This is a genomic window from Ruegeria sp. BB1 (assembly GCF_056539465.1).
The window spans coordinates 146,794-170,927 of the sequence record NZ_JBQFVB010000009.1; the positions used below are offsets into that span (position 1 = coordinate 146,794).

Annotated in this window: 24 protein-coding genes; 6 read left to right on the plus strand and 18 right to left on the minus strand. The window is 54.4% G+C overall.

All coding sequences use genetic code 11. The annotated features are described in order from the left end of the window. Positions 1–165: 165 nt before the first annotated feature. A complete protein-coding gene (locus ACR0AL_RS17500; protein ID WP_480664051.1) occupies positions 166–954 on the minus strand; it encodes a class I SAM-dependent methyltransferase in 789 nt (262 codons plus the stop codon). A gap of 141 nt (positions 955–1,095) precedes the next feature. On the opposite strand from ACR0AL_RS17500, the gene ACR0AL_RS17505 reads away from it, so the two are divergent. Continuing rightward, positions 1,096–1,986: a DMT family transporter gene (locus ACR0AL_RS17505; RefSeq protein WP_170351253.1), complete on the plus strand. Its 891-nt coding sequence runs from the start codon at positions 1,096–1,098 to the stop codon at positions 1,984–1,986. 29 nt (positions 1,987–2,015) lie between these two features. Here the strand turns inward: ACR0AL_RS17505 and ACR0AL_RS17510 are convergent, their stop codons facing one another. From ACR0AL_RS17510 to ACR0AL_RS17535, 6 genes are all read right to left on the minus strand, one after another. Next, positions 2,016–3,185: a cupin domain-containing protein gene (locus tag ACR0AL_RS17510; RefSeq protein WP_480664053.1), complete on the minus strand. Its 1,170-nt coding sequence runs from the start codon at positions 3,183–3,185 to the stop codon at positions 2,016–2,018. A 404-nt stretch (positions 3,186–3,589) separates the two neighbouring features. Next, positions 3,590–4,243: a fructose-6-phosphate aldolase gene (fsa, locus tag ACR0AL_RS17515; protein ID WP_170351255.1), complete on the minus strand. Its 654-nt coding sequence runs from the start codon at positions 4,241–4,243 to the stop codon at positions 3,590–3,592. A gap of 97 nt (positions 4,244–4,340) precedes the next feature. After that, the gene (locus ACR0AL_RS17520) at positions 4,341–5,012 is read right to left on the minus strand and encodes a nucleoside/nucleotide kinase family protein (protein ID WP_170351256.1); all 672 of its coding nucleotides are present in this window, start codon (positions 5,010–5,012) and stop codon (positions 4,341–4,343) included. Further along, entirely contained in the window at positions 5,009–5,791 is a 783-nt protein-coding gene (locus ACR0AL_RS17525; protein WP_170351257.1) for an ATP-binding cassette domain-containing protein, read from the minus strand. The genes ACR0AL_RS17520 and ACR0AL_RS17525 overlap by 4 nt, the downstream gene beginning before the upstream one ends. Continuing rightward, complete coding sequence (locus tag ACR0AL_RS17530; RefSeq protein WP_480664055.1) at positions 5,791–6,861, minus strand: ABC transporter permease; 1,071 nt, start codon at positions 6,859–6,861, stop codon at positions 5,791–5,793. The genes ACR0AL_RS17525 and ACR0AL_RS17530 overlap by 1 nt, the downstream gene beginning before the upstream one ends. A gap of 118 nt (positions 6,862–6,979) precedes the next feature. Next, entirely contained in the window at positions 6,980–7,954 is a 975-nt protein-coding gene (locus ACR0AL_RS17535; protein ID WP_254428641.1) for a sugar ABC transporter substrate-binding protein, read from the minus strand. 231 nt (positions 7,955–8,185) lie between these two features. On the opposite strand from ACR0AL_RS17535, the gene ACR0AL_RS17540 reads away from it, so the two are divergent. Further along, positions 8,186–9,385 (plus strand): ROK family transcriptional regulator, encoded by a 1,200-nt coding sequence (locus ACR0AL_RS17540; protein WP_480664057.1) that lies wholly within the window; start codon positions 8,186–8,188, stop codon positions 9,383–9,385. A 319-nt stretch (positions 9,386–9,704) separates the two neighbouring features. Here ACR0AL_RS17540 and ACR0AL_RS17545 read toward each other — a convergent pair whose 3' ends face one another. The 5 genes from ACR0AL_RS17545 to ACR0AL_RS17565 all read right to left on the minus strand — a co-directional run bounded on the left by ACR0AL_RS17545 (position 9,705) and on the right by ACR0AL_RS17565 (position 15,448). Continuing rightward, positions 9,705–10,850, minus strand: a complete 1,146-nt coding sequence (locus ACR0AL_RS17545; RefSeq protein WP_170351261.1) for an ABC transporter permease — start codon at positions 10,848–10,850, stop codon at positions 9,705–9,707. Further along, on the minus strand, positions 10,847–11,773 hold the full coding sequence (locus tag ACR0AL_RS17550; protein WP_480664059.1) for an ABC transporter ATP-binding protein: 927 nt from the start codon (positions 11,771–11,773) through the stop codon (positions 10,847–10,849). The genes ACR0AL_RS17545 and ACR0AL_RS17550 overlap by 4 nt, the downstream gene beginning before the upstream one ends. Then, on the minus strand, positions 11,770–12,732 hold the full coding sequence (locus tag ACR0AL_RS17555) for an HlyD family secretion protein (protein ID WP_302477203.1): 963 nt from the start codon (positions 12,730–12,732) through the stop codon (positions 11,770–11,772). Before ACR0AL_RS17555 ends, ACR0AL_RS17550 begins: the two co-directional genes overlap by 4 nt. 353 nt (positions 12,733–13,085) lie before the next feature. Then, positions 13,086–13,961: an aminotransferase class IV gene (locus tag ACR0AL_RS17560; protein ID WP_480648303.1), complete on the minus strand. Its 876-nt coding sequence runs from the start codon at positions 13,959–13,961 to the stop codon at positions 13,086–13,088. 11 nt (positions 13,962–13,972) lie between these two features. Further along, positions 13,973–15,448, minus strand: coding sequence for an N-acyl-D-amino-acid deacylase family protein (locus ACR0AL_RS17565; RefSeq protein ID WP_170351264.1), 1,476 nt, complete (start codon positions 15,446–15,448; stop codon positions 13,973–13,975). 564 nt (positions 15,449–16,012) lie between these two features. Here ACR0AL_RS17565 and ACR0AL_RS17570 point away from each other — a divergent pair. Further along, the gene (locus ACR0AL_RS17570) at positions 16,013–16,201 is read left to right on the plus strand and encodes a methyltransferase family protein (protein WP_170351265.1); all 189 of its coding nucleotides are present in this window, start codon (positions 16,013–16,015) and stop codon (positions 16,199–16,201) included. Between the two features lie 135 nt (positions 16,202–16,336). On the opposite strand, the gene ACR0AL_RS17575 is transcribed toward ACR0AL_RS17570, so the two are convergent. The 3 genes from ACR0AL_RS17575 to ACR0AL_RS17585 all read right to left on the minus strand — a co-directional run bounded on the left by ACR0AL_RS17575 (position 16,337) and on the right by ACR0AL_RS17585 (position 18,785). Next, complete coding sequence (locus ACR0AL_RS17575; protein WP_170351266.1) at positions 16,337–17,245, minus strand: sigma-70 family RNA polymerase sigma factor; 909 nt, start codon at positions 17,243–17,245, stop codon at positions 16,337–16,339. After that, complete coding sequence (locus ACR0AL_RS17580) at positions 17,242–17,703, minus strand: carboxymuconolactone decarboxylase family protein (RefSeq protein WP_170379721.1); 462 nt, start codon at positions 17,701–17,703, stop codon at positions 17,242–17,244. The genes ACR0AL_RS17575 and ACR0AL_RS17580 overlap by 4 nt, the downstream gene beginning before the upstream one ends. Before the next feature lie 296 nt (positions 17,704–17,999). Then, positions 18,000–18,785 carry a helix-turn-helix domain-containing protein gene (locus tag ACR0AL_RS17585; RefSeq protein WP_480648301.1) on the minus strand — a complete coding sequence of 262 codons (786 nt, stop codon included), beginning with the start codon at positions 18,783–18,785 and terminating at the stop codon, positions 18,000–18,002. Positions 18,786–18,890: 105 nt separating this feature from the next. Here ACR0AL_RS17585 and ACR0AL_RS17590 point away from each other — a divergent pair, with 105 nt between their 5' ends. Beyond that, positions 18,891–19,298 (plus strand): hypothetical protein, encoded by a 408-nt coding sequence (locus ACR0AL_RS17590; protein WP_170362711.1) that lies wholly within the window; start codon positions 18,891–18,893, stop codon positions 19,296–19,298. A 78-nt stretch (positions 19,299–19,376) separates the two neighbouring features. On the opposite strand, the gene ACR0AL_RS17595 is transcribed toward ACR0AL_RS17590, so the two are convergent. Genes ACR0AL_RS17595 through ACR0AL_RS17605 form a run of 3 tightly spaced genes read right to left on the minus strand, consistent with a single transcriptional unit; the run spans position 19,377 to position 21,680 of the window. Beyond that, positions 19,377–19,754 carry a nuclear transport factor 2 family protein gene (locus ACR0AL_RS17595; protein ID WP_480648299.1) on the minus strand — a complete coding sequence of 126 codons (378 nt, stop codon included), beginning with the start codon at positions 19,752–19,754 and terminating at the stop codon, positions 19,377–19,379. Next, on the minus strand, positions 19,738–20,730 hold the full coding sequence (locus ACR0AL_RS17600) for a DMT family transporter (protein WP_480648297.1): 993 nt from the start codon (positions 20,728–20,730) through the stop codon (positions 19,738–19,740). Before ACR0AL_RS17600 ends, ACR0AL_RS17595 begins: the two co-directional genes overlap by 17 nt. Continuing rightward, positions 20,730–21,680 (minus strand): glutathione S-transferase family protein, encoded by a 951-nt coding sequence (locus ACR0AL_RS17605; RefSeq protein WP_170351272.1) that lies wholly within the window; start codon positions 21,678–21,680, stop codon positions 20,730–20,732. Before ACR0AL_RS17605 ends, ACR0AL_RS17600 begins: the two co-directional genes overlap by 1 nt. Positions 21,681–21,792: 112 nt before the next feature. On the opposite strand from ACR0AL_RS17605, the gene ACR0AL_RS17610 reads away from it, so the two are divergent. Both ACR0AL_RS17610 and ACR0AL_RS17615 read left to right on the plus strand, forming a co-directional pair. After that, positions 21,793–22,716: a LysR family transcriptional regulator gene (locus ACR0AL_RS17610; RefSeq protein WP_170351273.1), complete on the plus strand. Its 924-nt coding sequence runs from the start codon at positions 21,793–21,795 to the stop codon at positions 22,714–22,716. 367 nt (positions 22,717–23,083) lie between these two features. Next, positions 23,084–23,839: an SDR family oxidoreductase gene (locus ACR0AL_RS17615; RefSeq protein ID WP_480664069.1), complete on the plus strand. Its 756-nt coding sequence runs from the start codon at positions 23,084–23,086 to the stop codon at positions 23,837–23,839. The last annotated feature ends 295 nt before the right edge of the window (positions 23,840–24,134 follow it).

Below are 24,134 nucleotides of genomic sequence, written 5' to 3' on the forward strand. Positions count from 1 at the left end.
CGTCCGTAAGGCCTGTGTGATGTGGGGCAGGGGGCAATGCTGCACTGGCTCTGATGGCCGCCTTGAGCCCTAAGTACCACTTTCTGCATATTGCACGAATGGCGCTTGCTTCAAAATAGCAGACATCCACAAGTGTTTCTTGTTGAGGATAAGTTGCCCCTCGGGTTAGGTCATCGGTCGCCGCGCACTGGTGACCATGAAGCCTGGTCCGGCCGTCCAAGCTTCGGGGTTACGGATGATCGAAAGTGCTTCGGTCAGCATGCCTTCGGTCATAAAACCGCCACCGATCAATTTAGGCGCCAATGTTGCCAATGTTAGTGACCAGGTCTGCGCTTCAGCCGCTCCTGCGGTATTTCCGGAGAGATTTAAAATGGGCTGAATGTGCCGTGCATCAATTTCCGTAAAGCCGGTTTTGGCAAGAAAGCCCGGCAACGTTGCACCAAACTCTAAATTCCACCCTTGAGATGCGGTGAATTCGAGATACGCGGTCCAGAACGTAGCCCAAAAACGGCTCGGACCGGAAGCAACTCGCCTGAAGTCCATTTCAGTAACAACAAATGCGCCGCCGGGTTTGAGCGACTTCAGGATCGCTGACAAAACCTCTGTTCGGGTCGGTAAAAAGCACAACACCGCGCGACAGTGAACCAGGTCATACAATTCTGAACCAAGCTCATCGACTCGCAGATCGATCTCCTCCAGGGCTATGTTGGGTAAGGTGTTTTCTTTCACGGACGACACGTCCAGATCGCTGGCGATGACTTTTGCGTGGGGCAATGTCTCGGCCAGCCAGATCGCGACGCTTCCGCGCCCGGCACCTATATCCAGGCAATGCGCATTCTCTGGAAGGTTCAGTCTTTCAATTGTTGCAAAGGTATCGGGGTCGTGCGCACGTGACATGCGATCAAGCCGCTCGGCCTCAGTCGGCAATGTGTGAGGTAATAGATCTTCGTACATCTGGTGCCTCCCATATCTATCCAGAAAATACACTGTATTCACGCATGTTAATACCCGGGCGCACGGTCTCCTTGCTTGTGGTAGGATTAGTTGACTTCATGTTTTTGTGGTGAATCACGTGTTCGAAAAAGCGCATTCGTCATGAACAGGCCTGTTGCCCTCGACTATCTGTTATTGGTCGGGATCAGTCTGATTTGGGGGTCTCAGTTTGTTCTGAACGAACTGGCCATTCAGAGTTTTTCGCCGTTGGTCGTGGCGACCGGGCGGGTGCTGATCGGATTTGTCACCCTGACGATCATCGCCGCTGTGATGTACGGACGTTCAGCGGGATCTTCGATAAAAGTCGGCAGACAGCCTTGGTCGCTTTACTGTGCAATCGCGGTAGCTGAAGCAATCTTGCCGTGCTTTCTGATCCCCTGGGGGCAGCAACACGTCGACAGCAGTATTGCTGCCATCCTCCTTGCCACAGTGCCAATCTTTACCCTGATACTGGCCCCGTTTTTCGTGAAAGACGAGCATTGGAGTTTGATCGCAGCGCTGAGTGTCGCTGTCGGCTTTGTAGGGATTCTGGTTCTGATCGTTCCAAGTATCAAAGGCAGCTGGCTGGCGGACATAATCGGCGAACTGGCGATCCTGGGCGGCGCACTGAGTTTCTCGGCAAGCCTGATCATGATGAAACATCTGTCAAACGTGCCACCTGTTCTTGCGATGCGAAACGTCTTTATGATCGCGTCCGCAGTACTGGTGGTTTTGACGTTGATCCTCAGTTCCGCGTGGAAGCCGGACCCGTCGTGGCAAAGCGTAACAGCGCTGGCAGGCCTAGGCGTCTTTTGTGGCGGCATAGCCTATGTTCTGTTCATCTATATGGTTGGTCGAACCGGCCCGACCTTTACTGCCCTTTCCGGTTATCTGATCACGCTGGTTGGCGTTTTCATCGGCATTGCGTTTCTTGGAGAGCGACTACAGGCGAATGACATCCTTGCGCTTATTCTGATCGTCGCGGCGCTGATCATTGGCAAGTTCAAGTCTTAGTATGCCGCCATTGTACGTTTGCCTTGTACCTACCTTGGAGCGATGAAGACGTCCTGCTTCGGGAGCTTTTCGACAACATCCAGTTTCTGATCAAAATGCGCGGCAAGCAGGTAGTTGGGATTACCTGCAATCCATTCTGAAAGGTCGATTGCCTGATACTCACCGGTGTTAAACGCGATCAGTATTCGGGCTTTTTCCTCACCAGCATTTTCAATCGAATGCCCATAACCCTGAGGAATATATCCCACATCCCCCTTGTTCAGAGATTCTGTGGCGAAGCGGCCGTTTGCACCAAATATGGTAATTCCGATGCTACCGCTCATTACGTATTGCCATTCATCCGCGTTCGGGTGCCAGTGGAACTCCCTCATCCCCTTAGGCTCAAGTTCCAAAACCACGCCCGTTACCGTGGTTGAGATGGGGAATTCCGATTGGCTGACCAGCCATTCTCGACCGCCTGCGAAAGAAGAATTCGGCTCTTGGTCGAGCAGCCTGTATTTATGCGTATTCCGAGGTGTTGCCAGATGCCCCTGATGAGGCAAAGCAGGTTCTTCCGGCGGCGGGTCGCCGTGAACGAAATAAACTTCGCTCTTGGGAAAAGAATCAAACGCTGCTGCGGGCAAGCCAAGGGATTTTGACAACAGGTCTTTCGGCGCGTGGCCAATCCAGTCCGTGATGCTGAATGTACCGAATTCAGAGAAATACCCATTGTCGAATATCAGAATGAAGTGGCAGGGCTGGTTGCCCAGACACTGTATCGAATGCCCGTAACCACGCGGGAAATACCATACGTCACCTGGTTCAAAATCGTTCGTTTCGGATTTTCCAGCCGGGTTGATGACTGTTGTCCGGCATCGCCCCTCCATGACAAATGCCCATTCCGCAGCAGTGGCGTGCCAGTGCAATTCACGGGCGACACCGGGTTCCAGTTTCATTGAGACACCGGCGATTCCCGTTGAAACCGGAAGTTGGCGCACGGTGGCTTCTTTTCCGAAACTGCCACCGTCTTCACGCCCTTTGGATTTTTCCAGTTCAAACTTGAAGTTTGGAAGCTCTTGCTTGGAAAGTTCTGGATCAGGAACATTGTTCCAAAAAGGGCCCGATGGAAACTCTGCGGCTGAAACTTGCATCGCAGCAGTTCCTCCGAGACCCGTTGCTGCGGCTGCTTTAAAGAATTCTCGCCTGGATGAACTAACCATATTGGCCTCCTAATTCTCGGGGAGAAGTCTCAAAAGTGTAACACAGGATATTTGGCTCTCTAAACTTGCCACAAATTGTTTGGCACGGTCGAATAGCGAGACACCCGTGCCATCTCATCTTCTATGTGTAACCACCTGTGTAGCTGTGCTTTAGATGACGCAAGGCACGGGAAGTGGACCTTTGCCGCGGCCGCACCAAAATCTCCCGTCACTTCAGAAAGCGGACGTTGAAGATTTAGATCGTTGCCGTTGTGTTTATGCCACCACTGAAGCGTAGTGCCGGCAATTTTCCGAACAACTCGACTTTCTAATCACTTAAGGTAACCTGTCATTGAGGTTTTAGTCCCCCGACACACAGCCGTTCAGTGTTCGGTGCCTTCTGTCTCAGGCAAAATGACCCTCCATTACAGAATCGATTGCCCGGTCGACTTCCAATCATTGAGAAACTGCTCAATGCCGGTGTCGGTTAGCGGATGCCTGACTAATTTGCGGATAACGGACGGGGGGACCGTGGCTATGTCTGATCCGGCCAAGGCCGCCTCTGTAATATGATTGGGGCTTCTGATGGATGCTGCAATGATTTCAGTTTCAAAACAATAGGTGTCGAAGATGCTTCGGATATCACGGATGAGATCGGCTCCGTCCAGATTGATGTCATCCAATCTGCCAATGAAAGGTGATACATAGGTCGCGCCCGCCTTTGCCGCCAAAAGAGCCTGATTGGGTGTGAAGCAAAGCGTGACGTTTGTTCTAATACCCTGCCTCTTGAAATGAGCACTGGCTCTCAGGCCATCCAAGGTCAGCGGCAGTTTGACAACCACGTTGTCTGCGATCGCCGAGAGGTACTCTCCCTCCGCAATCATTCCTGCGGCATCTAAAGCTGCGACTTCTGCCGATACGGGCGTATCTGTCAGAGTGCAAATTTCAGCAATGACCTCTTTGAAATCGCGGCCAGACTTGGCGACAAGGCTTGGATTCGTGGTAACACCGTCCAGTAGTCCAAAGTCTATCAGGTCTTTGATGTCGTTTACTTCTGCGGTGTCCACGAAGAACTTCATAAGCTTCCCTCATCGTGTATGGGATGATGTTAATTGCACTGAAAAACGCCAGGACGAGTTAGTATCAACGGATCGCTTCTGCGTCGGTTGAACCGGATCAAAACGCGTAACGCATTCCGAATTCGGTGTAATTATGGTTCAATGTCAGATCAGCCTTCCTGCTCTCTCTGATGACAAGTTCAGCATTGGGCAGATCATTCGTTGTGGCGCGTTGCAGCGCGGATTTTGGGTCAAAGCCATGCTTGATCCAGCGGCGTTGCAGCCTGCATTTAAGCTCCTCTAAAGTTGGGCTGACAAATACTGTTGCGGCATAGACATCTGCCAATGTTCTCCACGGGTCGCTATTCATCAGAAGGTAGTTTCCCTCAACGACGATAGTCGGAGTTTCTGGGTGAACAGCAATCGCGCCTGCAATGGCCAGATCCATTTGGCGGTCGAATTTGGGGTGAAAGGACTCATGTCGCGCCGACTGCAGTCCTCTGATTGCCTTGCAAAACCCAACTCCGTCGAAGGTTTCTGGTGTCCCTTTTTTATCCAACAAACTACGCGTCTCAAGTACCCGATTGTCCAGATGATAGCCGTCCATGGGTACCAGCGTGGCTAACGGAACCGCAGAACTCTGATGTGCATTCAGTGATTGCACAACGTTATCTGCCAGCGTCGACTTGCCGGATGCAGGGGGGCCGGCGATTGCGACAATCGTCCGAACCCCAACTTGCCTCCGGGACGAGATCAGGTCGCAAACGCGCATTATGTCCTGCCCGATCACGCGGCGTCCTCTTTCGGGGGCTCTTTGGCACCAGTCATGAAGGCCACGGCATCGGACATTGTGTAGTCCTTGGGATCGATTGTGCAGAGCCTTTTGCCCAGCCGGTGCACATGGATGCGATCGGCGACTTCGAAGACATGCGGCATGTTGTGGCTGATAAGTATGATCGGAATGCCACGCGCGCGCACATCCTGGATGAGTTCGAGAACTTTCCGACTCTCTTTCACCCCCAGTGCAGCCGTTGGTTCGTCCATGATGATGAACTTGGTCGCAAAGGCTGCGGCGCGCGCAACGGCAACACCTTGGCGCTGACCGCCCGACAGTGTCTCAACCGCTTGATTGATCGACTGAACGGTCATGAGGCCAAGCTCGGTCAGTTTTTCACGGGCGAACTTTTCCATGGCGGGTCGGTCAAGTTGACGCAGATATTGCCCCATGAAGCCCTGTTTGCGGATCTCACGACCCATGAACATATTGTCCGCGATTGACAGAGCGGGCGACATGGCAAGTTGTTGATAGACGATCTCGATCCCCATGTTCCGGGCGTCGATCGGAGAGGTAAAGTTAACCTTCTTGCCTTCGATGAGGATTTCGCCCTCATCCGGGATCGTGGCTCCGCAGATCGCTTTGACGATGGATGATTTTCCGGCGCCGTTGTCCCCAATGACCGCAAGGATTTCTCCCTGACGCAATTCAAAATCGGAATGGTCGATGGCGGTGACGTGGCCATAGCGCTTCACGATTCCGCGGCCTTGGACGATTGGTGTTGTGTCTGACATTAGCCCGAAACCTTTCTAATCCACTGGTCGACTGCGACCGCTGCGATGATGAGGAGACCGATGAGCAGGAAGGTCCACTGCGCATCTGCGCCCAAGAGCCTCAGCCCAAGAGTAAACACGCCAACGATCAGTGCTCCGAACAACGATCCCAGAATGGATCCTCGCCCGCCGAACAGTGAGATGCCACCGATCACAACCGCGGTGATACTTTCGATGTTGGCCAGTTGGCCAGAAGTTGGAGAGACTGAGCCGATGCGGCCGATCAGAGCCCAGCCGGCGAAGGCGCAGATCAGCCCGGAGAGCATATAAACTGACATCAAGGTCTTGTGGACGTTGACACCGGACAGTTCGGCCGCTTCTGGATCGTCGCCCACCGCATAGACATGACGGCCCCAAGCCGTGTGTTTGAGTGCATAGGCCAGCACAAAAATCAAGACGAGCATGAATATGACGCCAACTGTAAAAGTCGCCCCACCGATGCTAAATTTCGTGCCGAAAAACTGAAGGAAGGGGGCGTTTGCCTCTATGTCCTGACTACGAATTGTCTCGTTTGCGGAATACAGGAAGTTGGTTGCCAGAACGATCTGCCACATTCCAAGTGTGACAATAAAAGGGGGGAGTTTAACGCGGCTGACAAGCCAACCGTTGAGGGCTCCGATCATCGTTCCGACAGCCAGACCGCACATGACGGCTAATGGCACAGGAATGCCATATCGGAAGGTGAACTGACCCATGATAACTGAAGAAAAAACCATGATCGCACCGACGCTCAGATCGATGCCAGCGGTCAGAATAACAAGGCTCTGTGCTGCTGCCACGATGCCGACGATCTGAACCTGTTGAAGGATCAAGGTCATAGCGAAAGGCGAGAAAAATTTTGAACCCAATAGCAGCCCAAAAACCAACATCGCTCCGACTAAGACAATAAGTGGCACAAAGGACGGGTTGACATGGAGAAGGTGCTGCAACTTCCCCAGTGCGCCGCGCCGGTGATCCTCAAACTCCGCGACGGTTTCCGCCCTGCTTGCTGCGGTTTCAAATTCCGGGGTGCCTTGGTTTGTTTCAGACATATCTCACCCTTTCGTGGCTTGCTTTGGGGTCACGAGATCAGTTTACAGGAAGTATCGGATTGCTGGTTAAAGCAATGGAGAGGCGCTCATATGAGCGCCTCTCCAAATGGGCTTGTACTTAGCCCCAGCAGAGTTCCAGGCCCTCTGCGACTGAAATCGATTCAACACCATCGGCGGGTTGATCAGTAATCAGCGCCACACCGGTATCATAGAAGTCTTTTCCAGGTGTGTTTTCAGGCTTCACGCCTTCGTCTGCCCATTTCTTTACGGCTTCAACACCAAGCGAAGCCATCAGCAAGGGGTATTGCTGGCTTGTGGCGCCGATTACACCGGCCTGAACGTTTTGTACGCCGGGACACCCGCCATCGACTGAAACGATCAGAACATCGTTTTCACGTCCAATGGATTTCAGGGCCTCGTAAGCGCCCGCCGCTGCCGGTTCATTGATCGTATGCACAACGTTGATCGTCGAGTCCTTGGCCAGAAGGTTTTCCATGGCGCGGCGCCCGCCTTCTTCGTTGCCGTCGGTCACGTCACTACCAACCAGCCGCGCGTCCGTTTCGTCGCCAATAACATTGGGATCAGCCAAGTCCACTCCGAATCCGTCAAGGAAGCCCTGATTGCGCAGAACGTCTACTGTTGGCTGGCTGACATTCAGATCAAGCGTCGCGATTTTTGCGTCCGCTGCAGCGTCACCCATTTTGGCCTTTGCCCATTGCCCGATCAACAGTCCGGCCTTGTAGTTATCCGTTGCGAAAGTTGCATCAGCTGAATCGATCGGGCTGAGCGGTGTGTCCAGCGCAATAACCAAAAGTCCTGCATCCCGCGCTTGTTGGACCGCTGGAACAATCGAGCTCGTGTCCGATGCCGTTAGTAGAATTCCCTTTGCACCGTCCAAGATGCAAGTTTCAATGGCCTGAACCTGAGTTTCGTGGTCGCCGTCAATTTTACCAGCAAAGGCTTTCAACGTCATGCCAAGCTCTTCAGCCTTGGCCGTCGCGCCTTCTTTCATCTTTACAAAGAAGGGATTGGTGTCAGTCTTCGTGATTAGGCAGACGGTTTCTCCGGCTGCCTGAGCAGAGGCCGCTGCCATCGTGAGCACAGTCGCAGATGCGGCAATCTTGAATAGATTTCTCATATTTGTCCTCCCAGAAATATTTGTTGCCCCGAGCGGCGTACCAACGAGGCCTACCTTCATCCTCTAATGAAGGTCTCATTCAAGAAACTGTGATTCTGGTCTCTCTGTCAATAAATAAATAAAGTTTATTTATTAATTTGATCGACCGTCTTTCCATAGTAAAACAAGGTGGTTATGTTTTGAGTTATGGAGAAAGACGCGCTGAGAATGCTGACAGGAGGCGTAAGTCAAAGCGGTGTTCGAGACCACAACGAACGTCTGATTTTGACAGTTTTACAACGGCATGGGCCTACGGCGGGTGCCGACGTTGCGCGGTTGACAGGTCTGTCTCCACAGACCGTTTCAATCATTTTGCGCAAGCTCGAAAAAGACCAGATTCTCAAACGCGGAGCCCCGTTGCGAGGAAGAGTTGGGAAGCCCTCGATCCCAATGGAGTTAAATCCGGAAGGCATCTTGTCAGTCGGGATGAAGATAGGGCGACGCAGTGCCGATCTGCTTTTGATCGACTTTACAGGCAAGCCGCGCCGCCAACTTTCCACAACCTATGATTATCCGTTGCCAGAGGCCGTTTTCGGGTTTTTGGATTCTGGCTTGGAAACGCTACTGGCTCACGAACCGCAAAGGCTTCGTGATCGCGTATGCGGGATTGGAATCGGCACACCGTTCGAACTTTGGAAATGGCACGACCTGTCTGGGCTTGCCGCCAAGAAGTTTAGTTCCTGGAAAAACGTTAACTTCTTCTCGGAGGTCGCCAAGTTCAGCGACTTGCCGGTTTTTGTAGTCAACGACGCGACCGCAGCGTGTCACGCGGAGCATCTATATGGTCGTGGGGCTGAGTATCGCGATTATTTTTATTTCTTCATTGGGTCAATGATCGGCGGCGGAGTCGCGTTGAACGGCACCGTGTTTGAGGGCAACCAAGGCAATGCTGGTGCCTTGGGCGCGATGCGCACGACGGGTCCATTGGGTGAAAGCCAGCAACTGATCGACACCGCCTCACTGTTTCTGCTTGAGGACAGGCTGATCGAAGGGGGCGTCGATCCCGCGATTCTCTGGAAGAAGCCGCAGGACTGGACCAGCATCACACGGTATGTCGAGCCGTGGATTGGAGCGACTGCGCAGGAGTTGGCCAAGGCCTCTCTTTCAATTTGTGCCGTCATCGACTTCGAGGCCATTTTCATCGACGGGGCGTTCCCGCCGGACGTAAGAGAAGAGTTGGTGGCAAGGGTTCGACGCTATCTGGTCAACCAGGACAAACGCGGTCTTATCCCTCCGGTCGTGGAAGCCGCAGCAGTCGGAGAAAACGCCCGTGGCATTGGGGCGGCAAGCAGCCCAATTTTTCGCCAGTTCCTACTAAACACCAATGCAGGCCTTTCTGGGATGTAGCAGCAGTTCGTCGTCAAAACTCCTAATCAGGAAAGAGTCGCGGATTTCGGAGGGGGCGGGGGACTCGCCTTTCTGGCCGGGGCCAGCCGTAGGTTTTCATTTCTGGGGTTGGTTTTGGCGGCAGCGATTGCCGTTGCGCCTTTTCCCATGATTTTTATCTTCCTTGGCTAACCGTCGTGTGCCCGAATGGGTGCGCTGCGTTTTTTTTCTGCTGAGCCGATAGGCCTCTTGCAATACCTTCGGCGTTTGCACCGTCCGCTATCGGGAGGCTGCAATGCTGTAACGTCAAAATCGACGAATGTTCGGAACGGGCCGCAATTCAATCCAACTGTTTCTTGAATCTCAGAGTTGCCGCCAACAATCCGAATACTGCAAACCCGATCATCCAGAGAATCCCCCATCGCAACTCATAAAGCGAAGCATCTCGCAGGACCACGCCGCGGATCATGTCCATAAAATGCGTGGCCGGCAGGACTTGTGCGATGGTTTGGACAGGTCGCGGCATGCCGTCGAAGGGGAACATGAACCCGGACATCAGGATCGAGGGCAGCAGGACAAAAATGGTCATCTGCATCGATTGGAGCTGGTTCTGTGCAAGTGTTGAAATGACTAACCCTAGCGACAGGCTGGCAATGATAAACAGCAGTGTCACCACAAGAAGAACGCCCAACCCACCATTGATCGGGACATCGAACAACACGTGCCCGATGCCAAGGATGATTGCGACCTGCAGCAGCCCCAGGAAGATATAGGGTATGATCTTGCCAATCATCAGCTCGATGGACTTGATCGGTGTGTTGATCAACATCTCCATATTTCCCCGCTCGCGTTCACGGACGATAGCGGCCGAGGTGAACAGGATCATTGTCATGGTCAGGATAACCCCAACCAAACCGGGTACGATGTTCACCGCCGACCGCTGTTCGGGGTTGAAATAGAGCGTGACTTCAAACGTAGGCACCTGTCGGTTGGGCGGTTGCTTGAGCAACTCGGTCAGTGGCATCGTGCGCAGGGACTTGATCGCGCTGGCGACCATCGTGTCCGAGCCGTCCACGATCCAATGGGCAACAGGCCGACTGCTGGTCTGGTTGGTTGCGTCGGGCAATCCCAATCCGACGGAAGGGCTTCGGGCAAGGCGGTGGCTCACATCCTGAGGAATAATTAAAGCGGCGCGTACGCGAGATTCGGTGATCGCGCGTTCGGCCTCTTGCGGGCTGGTCAACTCCTCGGTGATTGTTACGACCTGCGTGGCCTGAACAATCTGCGCCAGCGTGCGCGACAGTTCAGTTCGGGATTGATCCACCAGTGCGACGGGCACATGACGCAGATTTGTGTTTATCGCATAGCCGAACAGCAGCAGTTGGATCAGTGGTATCATGACAACCATGGCAAAGGTCATTCGATCTCGCCTCAGCTGCAGCAGCTCTTTCTTCAAAACGGCTGTGATACGACGCGGCGAGATCATTGTCCCGGCCCCCGCGTTGCGCTGACAAAGACGTCTTCAAGGTTTGGACGTTGAGACGTCAGGGACAGGTCCGCAAACGCATCAAGCCGGGCGCGTAGCATATCAACTGGCCGAGGTTCGGACTTGTCGACCAGCACGCGCAGCCGCGAGCCGACCTGAGCCGTTGAGAGTATTTTGGATTTGCCATCCAGCTCGTGTTTGACTTTTCTCAGGTCCGGCCCTTCCACCTCTACAACATCGGCGTCCAGATCATCCATCAATTGACGGGGTGACCCATCCGCCTTTTTTACGCCGTGCTGCAGTATCGCCAGCCTGTGGCAACGCTCTGCTTCGTCCATGAAATGGGTCGACACAATCATCGTCGCACCCTGATCGACCAGATCGAACAGCTGCTCCCAGAACGTGCGGCGGGTTTCGGGATCAACGGCCGACGTTGGTTCGTCGAGAAACAGAAGTTTTGGCTGATGCATGACGGTTGCTGCCAGCGCCAGTTTCTGTCGTTGTCCGCCGCTCATGCTGCCGCTTAGCTGATGCACATTCGTTGTCAGGTCATAGGTGTGCAGCAACTCGTCAATCCGGTCCGCGGCTGATTTAGCCGGAACGCCGTAAATTTCCGCCGCGAACCGTAGATTCTCAAGAACGGTCAAATCGCGATAGTACGAGAAGATCTGGGTCATATACCCAATCTCGTTCTTCAACGGTTCCGCCGCTTCGGGCATGGACTGCCCCAAAACCGAGATCGTTCCACTGCTGGGGGTTAGCAAGCCGGTCAACATGCGCATGGTAGTGGTCTTGCCACAGCCATTGGGGCCAAGAAACCCGTAGATCTGGCCCGTTCTGATCTCAAGGTCCAGATTGTTGACCGCTGTGTTTTCCCCAAACCGGCGGGTCAGGCCTTTCGTCGAGACAACGATGTCGCTCATGGTAAGGGAACCTGCACAGGCACTCCGGCGGGTAAGTCCGGCGATGCGGTTGGCAGGTCAATTTCGGCGAGATAGACAAGCCGCGTACGGTCATCCTTGTTCAGCCCGTAATATGGCGTGAACGACGCATCGTCGCTGATCCAGCGGATCACGCCGTCCAATGGATCGGAGAGTCCGTCAATGCGCACTCTCAGTTTATCGCCGGGCTTTAGTTTGACGCGATGCGGTTCGGGCACATAGACACGCGCATAGGGTGTTTGACCGGTGACCATAACCGCAACCGGGCTGCCGGATGTTACCCGCTCGCCCAGATTCCAAGGCAGTGAATCCAGTACACCATCGCGGGTCGCAACAACTGTCAGGTCATCCAACACGGTCTGCTCGGCAGCAACCGTGGCTTCTGCTGCACGTACGTTGGCCTCGGCGACAGCAAGATCTTCGGGACGGGTGCCGTTTTGCAGCTCTTTCAAAGATTCCTGAGCGCTGGCCAACTCGGCACGCGCAGAATCGCGTAAGGCCAGATCATTTGCCACCTGTGCTTCGGTGACGACCGAGTTTTCGACCAGTTTGGCGTTTCTTTCATAGATGGCTTCGGCGTCAACCAGTCGCGCAACAGCACCTGCGACCTTGGCTTCGGCAATTGCAATCTCTTCTTCCCGCGGTCCGACTTGTAGCTTCAACAGCGTGGCCTGCGCCTTTTGAAGCTCGGCCTGTGCCAGGCTGAGCTTGGCAGTCTGTAATGTTGGATCGAGTTGAACCAGAATATCTCCTGCTTTGACGACAGTTCCTTCGGCGATCGGTAAGTCGACAACGATTTCACTGGCCGTCGCAGTCAAAGCCACCCGGTCGCGGGCCAGTACGCCCAGGGCCACGCTCGTGTCTGAACCAGAGCACCGATCCAGAACGGCGGGCAAAACGGCGACCAATATCAAGGGTATGGGAATCGTCAAATTCAGCAAGGCTACCTTCCGGTTTCTGGCCGCTATTCAGGTGGGCCGGTTATTGAATCATACAATCAGGAAATTCGATTTGTATATATCGTCCTGCAGCAGCGTCACTCAAGCAGGCACCCCAGCCAATCTTCGAGGTTTTGGATGTTCTGGCGGCAGCATTCGACTTCATTCGGGCCAATGACACCGCTGGGCGTGGCGTGAGCAACGTATTTTAAGCTCACTTTGTCCCGCGTACTGTGTGTTTATACGCATCGATATTTCGCGCACGCAGCGAACGGTGGGCTTTATGGCTGCGACTGCAGCACCACGGCATTAGGTTGAATGTCGACTCTGGGCCGCGAACGCCTATCTGTTGCTATCTATTGAAGACTGGCGCGGTTGTTTCGGAAGGAGGCGCGCACGGCTTTGAGATATTCGCGGCGCAGCAAGGTTGTAACAGTGCCCGTCTCACCGTCACCTATTTGTCGGCCATCGACTTCGGGCACCGGCTGAACATAGCTGGAAGCGCCAGTGGCAAAAGCTTCATCCGCCCTGAAGACGTCGTCTAGCGTATAGGTGGCATCGACCACTTTCAGCCCCAGGTCGTCGGCAACGCGTAGCATGGTCTGGCGGGTGATCCCTGGCAGAATATCACGGCTGAGGGGGCGGGCGTAGATGCAGCCATTTCTTACGATGAAAAACGACATTGCCCCGCATTCTGTCACTGTGCCATCGGGCGCAATCATCAGCGCCTCATCCGCACCGGCCTTGCGGGCAATTTCTTTCGCCAGAACCTGACCTAACAAGTTGCTGGTCTTGATATCTCGCCGTGCCCAGCGAATATCCGGTGCGCTGGCCAGTCGCAGAGGTTGCGGCGGATCGGCGGCCAGCCCCCCGTGCAGCGGCTGGGTGAAGGCAAAAACGTTGGGTGACAGGCCGCCGGGGTAAAGATAATCGCGATCATGCGCGCCACGGGTGACGTGCAGATAGAGAAACGCTTCCTCCACCCCGTTGCGCGCAATCAGCCCCATCAGCCCGTCATATAACGCACCCTCGCTCATCGGTGGCCGCATTTCCAACTCGGCCAACGACCGGTTCAGACGCTGCATATGGTAATGGAAATCGATGATCTGCCCGTCCAGAATGCCAAAGCCTTCATATACAGCGTCAGCAAACAGCAGGCCCCGATCAAAGATTGGCAATTGCGCTTTTTCCTCGGGCATATATGTCCCGTTCAGCCAGACTGTTCTGCTCATGTTTTTCCCCGCTATTGTTTGTTGTTGTTCAGGAAGCGACCTGCGCGCGTGTGGGTCTGGTGCCCCTGAGAAAGGGTGACCTGCCCGTTTACAAAAACGTAATGAATGCCTTTGGCGGGCTGCTCTGGAGCGTCGAAATCAGCCACATCCGAGATTGTCTCTGCATCAAACAGTACAAGGTCTGCCTTTTTCCCGACTGCAACTTCTCCGCGATCGGTCAGGCCGAACTTTGCTGCGGTCAGGCCGGTCATCTTGTGCACAGCCTGTGCCAGCGAGAACAATTTCAGATCCCGAGTGTAATGCCCTAAGACCCGTGGAAAAGTGCCCCAGAGCCGAGGATGCGGTTTTTCGGTGCCAGGCAGCCCGTCCGATCCGATCATCGACGCCGGGTGTTGTAGGATCCGCTGTACATCCTCTTCGTCCATGTCGAAATAGATAGCGCCAGCGGGTTTCAACTTTGTACAGGCTTCTTCCCGCGACACGCCCCATTCTGCAGCAATGTCATCAAGCATCCGTCCTCCAACCTCCGGGTGCGGGGCGGACCAGATGACAATCACATCTTTAGCGGCATCAATGAAACGCTCCATCAGAGCAGAAGACGAGGCGGTATAGGGGTAGACATCCATGGCGACCTCTGCTTTCGCGCGGGCTGCGTCAATCATGGCGAGCGTCGTTTTGCTTTTACCGAAGTTGCGAAAACCTGCGCATTTGTGGTGCGACAGGATCAGAGGAACATCGGCGCGTTGTCCAGTGGACAGGGCTTCTTTGATGGCTTCGATCACGCCGTCACCTTCATCCCGAACATGGGTTGTGTAAACGGTGTTCGGGTGGTGACGTAGCACCCGTGCCAACATCACAACTTCTTCCCCAGGAGCCGCCATCGCGGCGGGATAGTCCAATCCACTGGAAAGCCCGGCCGCGCCCTCGGACAGCGCCTTATCAAGCAATTCTGCCATTCGGTTGATTTCTGCACTGGTCGCGGCATGCTCCAAATCCGACCCCATTACGGTGGCACGTAGTGATGAATGCCCGGCCAGCAGTCGCACATTGACGGCGGGCGCTTCATCCTTGATCGCGCGTCGATACTCGGTGACGGTTTCAAAGCTGATTGACTGCACGTCCGGAGTGACATTGAACGGGTCTGGCAGATCTTCCTGCACCCTGAATGGAGCGGCGCTGATCCCGCAATTCCCAGTCACAACCGTGGTCACCCCCTGTGTCACCTTAAACGACATATCCGGGGTGCGTAGAAGCGCCCAGTCGTCATGAGTATGTGCGTCAATGAAACCTGGGGCGAGGCACAGGCCGGTCGAGTCAATTTCCGCCTGCGCACGAATACCGTCCAGTGGCCCGACACCGACAATTTCGTCTCCTGATACTGCCACATCTGCATTGCGGATGGAGCCACCGGTACCGTCAATTACCGAGGCATTGCGGATCAGAAGGTCACATTCTTCCAACGTAGTTTTTCGAGTACTTCCTGGCATGGCGACCCGTCCCAGTTTTCCCCAGACTATTGCCAATCGCGCCGCAAAGGTGGTTTCAAATGAACAATTTCTGGTCGCAAATGAGCAAATACCTCTGACAATACACCATCCAACCTCGACAATTTTTGAGAGGTTGTAAGTATTTCTGGTTCTGATCCAAGGATTTACTATAGCCAATCCGACGTTGCACTGGGTGTGGTTGCGAAGAATACGATCGACAAGCTGTGGTAAGATTCCTCTATGTTTTGGCGCATGACTAAAGCGGTACTTATCCTTCCGGGTACAGCACTGATCTACATCCCGATTTTGGTCCAATGTTTCAGCGACCAATGGCCATTTGGTGCAAGTGTGGGAACGCGTCTGCATTGGGCTGTGGCAGCGATGTTGGCTGGCCCCGCGCTTGCCTTGGCCGCGAACACGATGAAACTGTTTGTTCTTGAGGGATACGGAACTCCTGCACCGTGGGATCCACCTCAAAGATTTGTGGTCAGTGGACCTTACCGCTACGTGCGTAACCCCATGCTTTCATAGGTTATTCTAATGATACTGGCGGAAGCACTAGCAATGAGCAGCCTATTCCTGTTGGGTTGGGCGATAGTGTTCTTTCTCCTCAACACACTTTACTTCAAATTCGTAGAGGAGCCGGGGCTGGAACGACGCTTTGGCGAGGACTACCTGCGGTACAAGGCGAAGGTGCCGCGATGGGTTCCCATGTTTCGGCCGTATGAGCCCTCAGGCGCGAACGACAATTGAATAGCAGGTTTTCCCGCGACGTGTGAGTTTGCTTATGACTTGATTTCGCTGTTTCTGCGAATGACTGCAACGATGAGCCGCACCGCGGCATCACGACACCTGAGCGCGTGCCCGCTTTGGGCCGATGTAGTCATCCTAGTCAGATAGGCCGCCATTGATGGGAGTGTGTCCGTCGAAAGACAGATGACGAGTCTTTTCTGGATTACGCACGACGTAGATCGCTGTGATCATCCCACTTTCTATCTCCAACGACGTGGTTTGCAAAATGTCCCCCGTTTCGTGGCTGAGGATCGAAGGCAGATTGTTCAGGTGGCAGAATTGCCATTGCTGGGCAGGTTGATCAGTGTATTTACGCGCCAGTCCAGACAATAACCGCATCACTTTGTCTCGGCCCAAAATCGGGTTGAGTGTCGCCAATACTTTGCCGCCGCCATCCGAAACAAACCTTACGTCTTGCGCAAGTAATTTGGCGAGAACGTCAGTGTCGCCGCTTTTGGCGGCCATGAAAAATGCCTTCGCGATGGCTTCGCCTTGTTGGGGCTCAACCTGCGTTCGAGGTTTGTTGCGCTGCACATGTTTCCGAGCTCGGCTAACAAGCTGGCGGCAGGATTCAGGTGTGCGTTCCAATGCCTGTGCCAATTCGTCATATGATTGCTCGAATACATCGTGGAGCAGAAAGGCTGCCCGCTCGAGAGGTGTCAGCCGCTCCAGCGCCAGAAGGAGTGCCACCGAGACGTCACGATCCAGTCGCTCGGTGGCATCATCTGTGATCAGTGGTTCCGGCAACCATTCACCGGGATATGTTTCGCGTCGAGTATGCGCGGCCCGCATGTGATCCAAACATAACCGCGTGACCGCTCGGATCAGAAACCCAGTCGCGTCCCGCACGCTAGCATGATCAACCTTCTGCCAACGCAAAAATGCATCCTGTACTACATCCTCTGCGTCACTAACAGTGCCCAGCATTCGATAGGCGACCGCGAACAAGCGCGGTCGCAGATCGACAAATGTTTGGTCGTTATCGAGTGAAGTTATATGACTCATTCGGCCGTGGCCTCCTTGGCGGCAGGATGTGGCGTTGCAAACCCAATAGCAATGCGGTTCCAGGCGTTGATCGTTGTCACTACCAGCGTCAGGGCGATTTTTTCCTGATCTGAAAACTGAGCGGCCATCTCATCATAGGTGTGATCCGGTGCACCATTCTGCTCGATGCGGGTCAGCGTTTCGGCCCAGGCAAGAGCGGCGCGTTCACGCTCGGAATAAAGAGACGACTCTCGCCACGCATTCAGCAAGTGAAGCCTGTCTTCACTCTCGTCCTGCGCACGCGCGTCATTGGTGTGCATATGAATGCAGAAAGCGCAGCCATTGATCTGCGACACGCGCAACTTTACTAATTCGATGAGACTGTGCTCAAGGCCCGCTGTTTTGAGGCATTCCTCCATGTCGAGCATTGGCTGCATCAGTTGCGGGGCAACGGCGAAATGGTTGAGACGGGATTGCATGAGGTGCTCCTGTATTTGGGTGTATAGAAACAGGACGCGGCAGGCGTGGAGTTTGTGACATGGGTGCGCAACAAATCAGTTTGTATTGCGTGGCAAGGACAGCTGAATCTCAATCGAGTTGCGCAATTTTCACCAGCATTTCGCGAAAGTTTTCTCGAGAGGTTACGCAGGCCGACGAGATCAACCAACAAAGCCGGCAAGTGCAGAGGGAACCGCATGGAAGAGGTAGCAAGTATCGAGACAACTTCAAACTGCTAGGCCAACTAGGCAAATTCCGACCGTTCGGAGACACAAAGTCAGCTTGATATCGGCAGTTGGAGGTCCTGTGGCTGACTGGTAAGTGCCGTCAGCAAGACAGCGCTCTGTTCATCAGACGGGAAGAACAATTCAATTTTTAGATCGTCGAGTGTTTCGTCGGCTACAGTGCTGAACTGCGCTATCGTTCCGAACATCGAAAGGCGATGTCCGGCAAATCGATAGACCGTGGGAATGGATGGTCCCACTATTGCGTCACTTGGTGCATGCGCGTGCGCCGCCAGTTCTCTTATCGCAACCTCCAAATCAGGTATGCCACCTGCCGCTGCACTTTCCGCGCGAAGGCGAAGCATGGTGTAATGCGCCACTTCAGGCCAGTTTTCAACAACCTGTGCCATCGTAGGGCCAGTCAGCAATTCAAGGAGGCTATTGCCTGCAGCCAATCCGAGAGGTGCAAACAGCACCGCAGCAGGACCGTTTAATTCTACAACCCGCCAAAGACGATCAAGCACCAGACCCGGGTAGGGGGCATGTCTTTCCAACGTCCATGTGACAGCGTTCCGAATGGGTTCCATCGCCGCATTGTCAAGCGGCGTCGCCGCATATCTCGGCGCGAAACCAACCGCCTTCATCATATGATTCCTGGCGTCAACAGGTACTTCCATAACCTCTGAAAGATGAACGATCATCTCAGGGCTAGGTCGGGAACGTCCGGTCTCCAGAAACGATATGTGTCGCGCACTGACGTCGGCTTCAACAGCTAGATCGAGCTGGCTCATCCGACGGCGCTTGCGCCATTCCTTCAATAGAACTGAGTAAGAAGTCATAAGGTAATCTTACACAATCAATTGTCAGAGATCACTTACCTCTGAGGTAATTGCTTTGAATACTCCTGACCGCGCATGACAGATCAAGTGAATTAGGAGGAAAACATGACATCACAACAATCTGCCATGCGTCGTTCAGGATGGATCCTGATTGGAGCGGGAGCGCTTTTTGCTTTGGCAGGGTTATCGATACTGCATCCCGTCGCCCACCTTTTCCTTAAGGTTGCCTATTGGCCGATGCAGGAGGTTGCGCCCGACATGGCGATACCGTCGCCATTGCTATTGGCCATCACCGGTGGGCTGACCGTCGGGCTCGGCGGAATGTCATGGGCATTAGGTACATATGTTGCGCCAATTTCCCCGGATGCGGCTCAAAGAGTAACCTGGGTTGCAACATGGTCCTGGTTTTGCACCGATAGCACTTTCTCAATCCTGGTTGGTGCGCCGTTCAATGCGGTGCTTAACCTGACATTCCTGGTCCTGCTTCTGGCTTCTTGTCGAAATCGTCGTTGATTGAACGGAATACGGTATGGTGGTTTGTAGCGGCTTTGAGGGAGTCAAAGCCGCTTATCTGTACCACCATCAATCCCTCTAGAGTCCTGAAATATCCACGTAGACTACGTAATCAGCCACTTTTCCCTCTTGCAGGCCAAGTCGTGTGGCGAAGGGGACTTCATGCTCGCTGCTGTCCTTGCGTGTATAGTGGACCGTGCCGTCGCAAAATACAGTGCTACTACTGGACCAGATGCCGGTTATCGTATGACGCATGGCGGCGATGGTCTGAAAGAAACATTCGTTGGCATGCTCAACAGGCCCGCGCCCGTTGATCGGGTCGAAATTCCCGAGGCGAAATGTAACGTCCTCTGTCAAATAGCTAACGACGTCGCTGGCGTTCATTGCGTCGACGGCCGCATAGAGTCCGGCAACCAGTGGTGCATGGGGCGAATTGTGTTTATTGGCAATCTGCATCTTTGTTCTCCTTGGCGGGTGATTGAAAACTTGTGATGTTCAGCGGCGCTTCGGCCTGCGATTTGTACGGAAGGCGCAGGATGTGGGCGAGGCGGATGTGCCCATTGGTTATGGCCAACCCAAGAAACAGCACCGCGAGCGCCGCGACCAATGTGAGGTGTATTGGTTCGTCAAAGGCCAGAGCCCCGAAGCCAATGCCGAAAAGAGTGGCGAAATATCCGACCTGAGCAAATCCGACGCCATCGGTGCGCCGCTGGACTTCGAAAGTCAGCACATAACTGAGTGCGGTGATCAGTCCGATCCCGGTTAACGCGGCAACCGGTCCAGGACCTGGCATCGAACCGGCCGCGATCTGACCACTTACAATGATCGGAAGACCGATCAGCAACAGTTGAAGCCCCAGTGTTCCGGCCGCCAGCGCTATGGGATCAGCACCCTGCGGGTAGGCCCGACTGCGAAAGACATTGCCCATTGCCAGCAGGAGAGGACCCGCCAGCGCAGCGGTGATCCAGCGCGGCGCAACGCCCGACAGGTCAAAGCCGCTATGGGTGGCAAAGCTGATGCCGACCAACCCGATCAGGATTCCGATCAGCCGGTATGACGGTAACATTCTCTTTTCGACCAGGGCCGTGATAGCGAAAGTGAAAAGCGGCGACAGTGTAACCAGCGCAGAGTAGAAGCCGGTCGAGACGTAGCCTAGTACTGTAAAGCCGATCAATGAAGGACCGCTGATGCCCAAAATCCCCGCCCCCAAGTAGTAGAACAGATACTTGCGATGTAGTGGCGGGCGGTTACCGGTGATCGCAACGATGGTGAATAGTACAACGCTCGCGACCAGAAGCTGCCAGAACAAAGCTTGCTGTGGCGCGCTACCTGCTATGGCTACATATTTGGACAATGTAAAACTGACCCCAACCAGCGCACCGATCGCGATGATCAGGGCAGTCGGCGGAAGGCCTGTGGCAAAGCGGGGCATCACGCGGCACCCTTTGTCAGATCTGCAATGAAATTCGTCGACTCCGGTCCGATCGGGATGATGCCACTCGGGTTAATGTGGCGGTGGCTAAGAAAATAGTGGGCGCGGATATGCTGCAAATCGATGGTTTCAGCGACGCCCGATAAACTTGATACGTCCGTCAGATAACGCGAAAGGGCCGGATAATCCGAGATCCGTTTCCAGTCGATCTTGAAATGAGTCACATAGACAGGATCGAACCGCAGGAGCGTCGGAAAGAGCTTCAGGTCAACCTCAGTCGGCACCGCTCCAGCCAGGTATCGCCGCATCATCAGCACTGCTTCTACGGTATCCAGCCCTGCATAAAGCTGATGGATCGCCTCGTCATATGCTTCCTGCGTGGTGGCAAAACCGACGCGATAGACACCGTTGCGAATGGGGGCCTGGATCATTTCAGCCAGCCGATCGATCTCAGCGGCGAATTCGGTTGGATAGAGGTCCAGAATGGCCGCGTCGACGAAGGCAGTGTCGATCATCCGCATGATGTCGGCGGATTCGGTGCTGATGATCTGACCGCTTTGCTTGTCTAATAGCACCGGGACCGTAATCGCGCCGGTATAAGAGGGCACAGCGCGTTGGTAAACTTGATAGAGGTAATGATCACGTGGCACACCGGCGGACTCGTCAAAGTCGGATTGGTCGATGACCCAACCGTCCTCAGACATCACCGAGTCCATCCAGGTTATGCTAATTACCTCGCGCAGCCCCTTGAGTGCCAATACCAGGTCGACACCATGACACCATGGGCAGGCTTTGGACAAATAGAGGTGATAGCGGCCAGACGCGGTCGGAAAGTCTGCCTCAGCGTCCGAACTGATCCAGCCACGAAAGGAACTGGGCAACCGGTGAAAGCGCCCGTCGGATTGCGCTGGCTTGTCGCGCAGAATTCCGTTGATGAGCATTTTGGGCATGGCCGTCTCCATCCAACATGTGTTGAGGACGACCTAATGTGTTTCCAATGGCATGATAATTGGCTATCAGGTTTACATTAGGGTGAGAAAAAGTTGACTATACGAGAGAAACATGATCGAAATCGGCGCTATCCCCGTATTTGTCGCTGTGGCTGAATGCGGCGGTTTTGCTGCAGCTGCGCGGCGATTGGGGATCACCAAGTCAGCCGTCAGCAAACGGATAGGTGCACTGGAAGCGCATCTTGGCACCCAACTGTTTCATCGCTCGACGCGCAGCATCTCGCTGACCGAAGCCGGTGAAATCTACCTGACGCATGCAATACAGGCGCTTGGATCGGCGCAGGAGGCGGAAGACGCGGTTGCGGCCGTTCAGGGTCACCCGGTCGGACACCTGAAGATCAGTGCGCCCATGTCCTTTGGACGGCTGCATATTGCACCGATGCTCACCGAGTTTCTGACCACTTATCCTGATATCACACTGGACCTGACTATGGATGACCGGGTCGTTGATCTGGTCGATGCGGGGTTGGACATGGCCGTTCGGGCCGGCACCCTGCCTGACTCTGCCATGATCGCGCGTCGGCTGGCGCCTATCCACAGTGTTCTTGTCGCCGCGCCGGATTATCTATTGCGGCGGGGTAATCCACAGCAACCTGAAGACTTACTGACGCACAACTGCCTTCACTATGCCTATTCACGCGATCCGATGGAGTGGGTGCTGCATGGACCACATGGTGAACTGCGGGTACGCACCAAAGGCACTCTGCGCATCAACAATAGCGAGACGCTTTGCGCTGCCTTGCTTGACGGACTTGGTATTGGGCGGTTGCCGACCTTTGTGGCGGGTGCTCATTTGGCCACCAGCGATCTGGTCCGGGTCTTGCCGGATTACGCATTTCCGGAACAGGCGCTTTATGCCGTATTCCCCGAGCGACGCCATATGCCAATGAAAGTTCGCGCCTTTGTGGACTTCCTCGCCGAACGGATCGGGAAGGACAGACCGTTCTGGGATGCCGAAGCGAGGCTTGATGCCTAAAGTTGCCGTCATTGATTATCGCGATCGTTACGCTCGGCGCAAAAAGCGACTTAGCACGCGCGGTAATTTACTTCTATTGCGGTCCAGGAGGCATCGGCCCGTGAGCCTGATCAAAAAGTGATAGGCGCGTGTTATTGGCCAACACTGATGAGGCCAGAGATCGCACGGGAAGGGTGGGATTGGCATCGTTGAGAGCAAAATACCGAGTGCTGCGGGACCCGCAAATGACGGTTTCCGTTTGAAGGTTGTCTGCCGACCCGGTTCTTGCTCATTCGATATTGGCCGCCCGACAAGCACAGGAAACGGATCGCTCAGCACGGATGTTTTTTCTTAACTGACTGGCATGCAGAAACTGAAAGGCATGACCATGGAACTGAAAGACAAAACGATCATCATCAGCGGGGCGAGCAGCGGAATCGGTGCAGCCGCAGCGCTTTTGTTTGCATCAGAAGGGGCAAACCTCGTTTTGGGCGCGCGTAGAGAGGCGCGGCTGAAGTCAATTGTTGAGCAGATAGACCAAAGCAATGGGCGCGCCGTTTATCTGGCAGGTGATGTTCGCGATGAGGCATTTGCCAAGGGCCTGGTTGACTTGGCAGAACAACGGTTTGGTGGCCTCGATGGCGCATTCAACAATGCAGGCATTGTGGGTGATATGAGTCCAATTCCGGAAATGGAACTAAGCAACTGGCAGTCTGTCCTTGCAACCAACCTTACCAGTGCATTCCTTGCGGCCAATGCCCAGCTTCCCGCTTTGCAAAGACGTGGCCGTGGGTCAATCGTCTTTACGGGAACATTTGTTGGCTTCAGCAACGGCGGCATGCCGGGCATGGCGGCGTATGCTGCATCGAAAGCAGGACTGATAGGATTTACACAGTCGCTGGCATCGGATCATGCGGCGCAAGGCATTCGCGTCAATACAGTTCTGCCGGGCGGAACAAAGACTGACATGGCGGGTGACGACCCGGCGACGCACGACATAATCGCGGGTTTACATCCCGTTAAGCGCATGGCTGAACCGACCGAGATCGCTCAATCAGCCTTGTTCTTGTTGTCGGACCGAGCAAGCTTCGTGACTGGCTCTCCGTTAGCTGTTGATGGTGGTATGGCGACACGCCTGCTTTGAATACCTGCTGTTGGTCGCTTCATGGTCAACGGCAGCTGTGTCCACGTTTCCGGCGGGGCGGATCAAATGTCTGCCACCGCATGTTCACTCCGAACCCACATGTTCAATTAGCCAAATCGCAGCAAGAGATTGGCCTATTGCTTGGTGGTTGCAATCAGTCTGAGCAGGCGCTTTCATCGCTTTTGAGCGGCGACGGAACGCGACGCAAACTCCATGAGGCGCCTGAACTTTGGGCAATCCATATGGGTCTCTGCCGGACAATCCGCCACGTGACGCAACGCATCGCGTAGCCGGG

Bases quoted from the DNA above. Each gene is read 5' to 3' on its own strand.
- ACR0AL_RS17500 (WP_480664051.1), bottom strand. From the start codon at position 954: ATGTACGAAGATCTATTACCTCACACATTGCCGACTGAGGCCGAGCGG.
- ACR0AL_RS17505 (WP_170351253.1), top strand. From the start codon at position 1,096: ATGAACAGGCCTGTTGCCCTCGACTATCTGTTATTGGTCGGGATCAGT.
- ACR0AL_RS17510 (WP_480664053.1), bottom strand. From the start codon at position 3,185: ATGGTTAGTTCATCCAGGCGAGAATTCTTTAAAGCAGCCGCAGCAACG.
- fsa (WP_170351255.1), bottom strand. From the start codon at position 4,243: ATGAAGTTCTTCGTGGACACCGCAGAAGTAAACGACATCAAAGACCTG.
- ACR0AL_RS17525 (WP_170351257.1), bottom strand. From the start codon at position 5,791: ATGTCAGACACAACACCAATCGTCCAAGGCCGCGGAATCGTGAAGCGC.
- ACR0AL_RS17530 (WP_480664055.1), bottom strand. From the start codon at position 6,861: ATGTCTGAAACAAACCAAGGCACCCCGGAATTTGAAACCGCAGCAAGC.
- ACR0AL_RS17535 (WP_254428641.1), bottom strand. From the start codon at position 7,954: ATGGCAGCGGCCTCTGCTCAGGCAGCCGGAGAAACCGTCTGCCTAATC.
- ACR0AL_RS17540 (WP_480664057.1), top strand. From the start codon at position 8,186: ATGGAGAAAGACGCGCTGAGAATGCTGACAGGAGGCGTAAGTCAAAGC.
- ACR0AL_RS17545 (WP_170351261.1), bottom strand. From the start codon at position 10,850: ATGATCTCGCCGCGTCGTATCACAGCCGTTTTGAAGAAAGAGCTGCTG.
- ACR0AL_RS17550 (WP_480664059.1), bottom strand. From the start codon at position 11,773: ATGAGCGACATCGTTGTCTCGACGAAAGGCCTGACCCGCCGGTTTGGG.
- ACR0AL_RS17560 (WP_480648303.1), bottom strand. From the start codon at position 13,961: ATGAGCAGAACAGTCTGGCTGAACGGGACATATATGCCCGAGGAAAAA.
- ACR0AL_RS17565 (WP_170351264.1), bottom strand. From the start codon at position 15,448: ATGCCAGGAAGTACTCGAAAAACTACGTTGGAAGAATGTGACCTTCTG.
- ACR0AL_RS17570 (WP_170351265.1), top strand. From the start codon at position 16,013: ATGAGCAGCCTATTCCTGTTGGGTTGGGCGATAGTGTTCTTTCTCCTC.
- ACR0AL_RS17575 (WP_170351266.1), bottom strand. From the start codon at position 17,245: ATGAGTCATATAACTTCACTCGATAACGACCAAACATTTGTCGATCTG.
- ACR0AL_RS17580 (WP_170379721.1), bottom strand. From the start codon at position 17,703: ATGCAATCCCGTCTCAACCATTTCGCCGTTGCCCCGCAACTGATGCAG.
- ACR0AL_RS17585 (WP_480648301.1), bottom strand. From the start codon at position 18,785: ATGACTTCTTACTCAGTTCTATTGAAGGAATGGCGCAAGCGCCGTCGG.
- ACR0AL_RS17590 (WP_170362711.1), top strand. From the start codon at position 18,891: ATGACATCACAACAATCTGCCATGCGTCGTTCAGGATGGATCCTGATT.
- ACR0AL_RS17595 (WP_480648299.1), bottom strand. From the start codon at position 19,754: ATGCAGATTGCCAATAAACACAATTCGCCCCATGCACCACTGGTTGCC.
- ACR0AL_RS17600 (WP_480648297.1), bottom strand. From the start codon at position 20,730: ATGCCCCGCTTTGCCACAGGCCTTCCGCCGACTGCCCTGATCATCGCG.
- ACR0AL_RS17605 (WP_170351272.1), bottom strand. From the start codon at position 21,680: ATGCCCAAAATGCTCATCAACGGAATTCTGCGCGACAAGCCAGCGCAA.
- ACR0AL_RS17610 (WP_170351273.1), top strand. From the start codon at position 21,793: ATGATCGAAATCGGCGCTATCCCCGTATTTGTCGCTGTGGCTGAATGC.
- ACR0AL_RS17615 (WP_480664069.1), top strand. From the start codon at position 23,084: ATGGAACTGAAAGACAAAACGATCATCATCAGCGGGGCGAGCAGCGGA.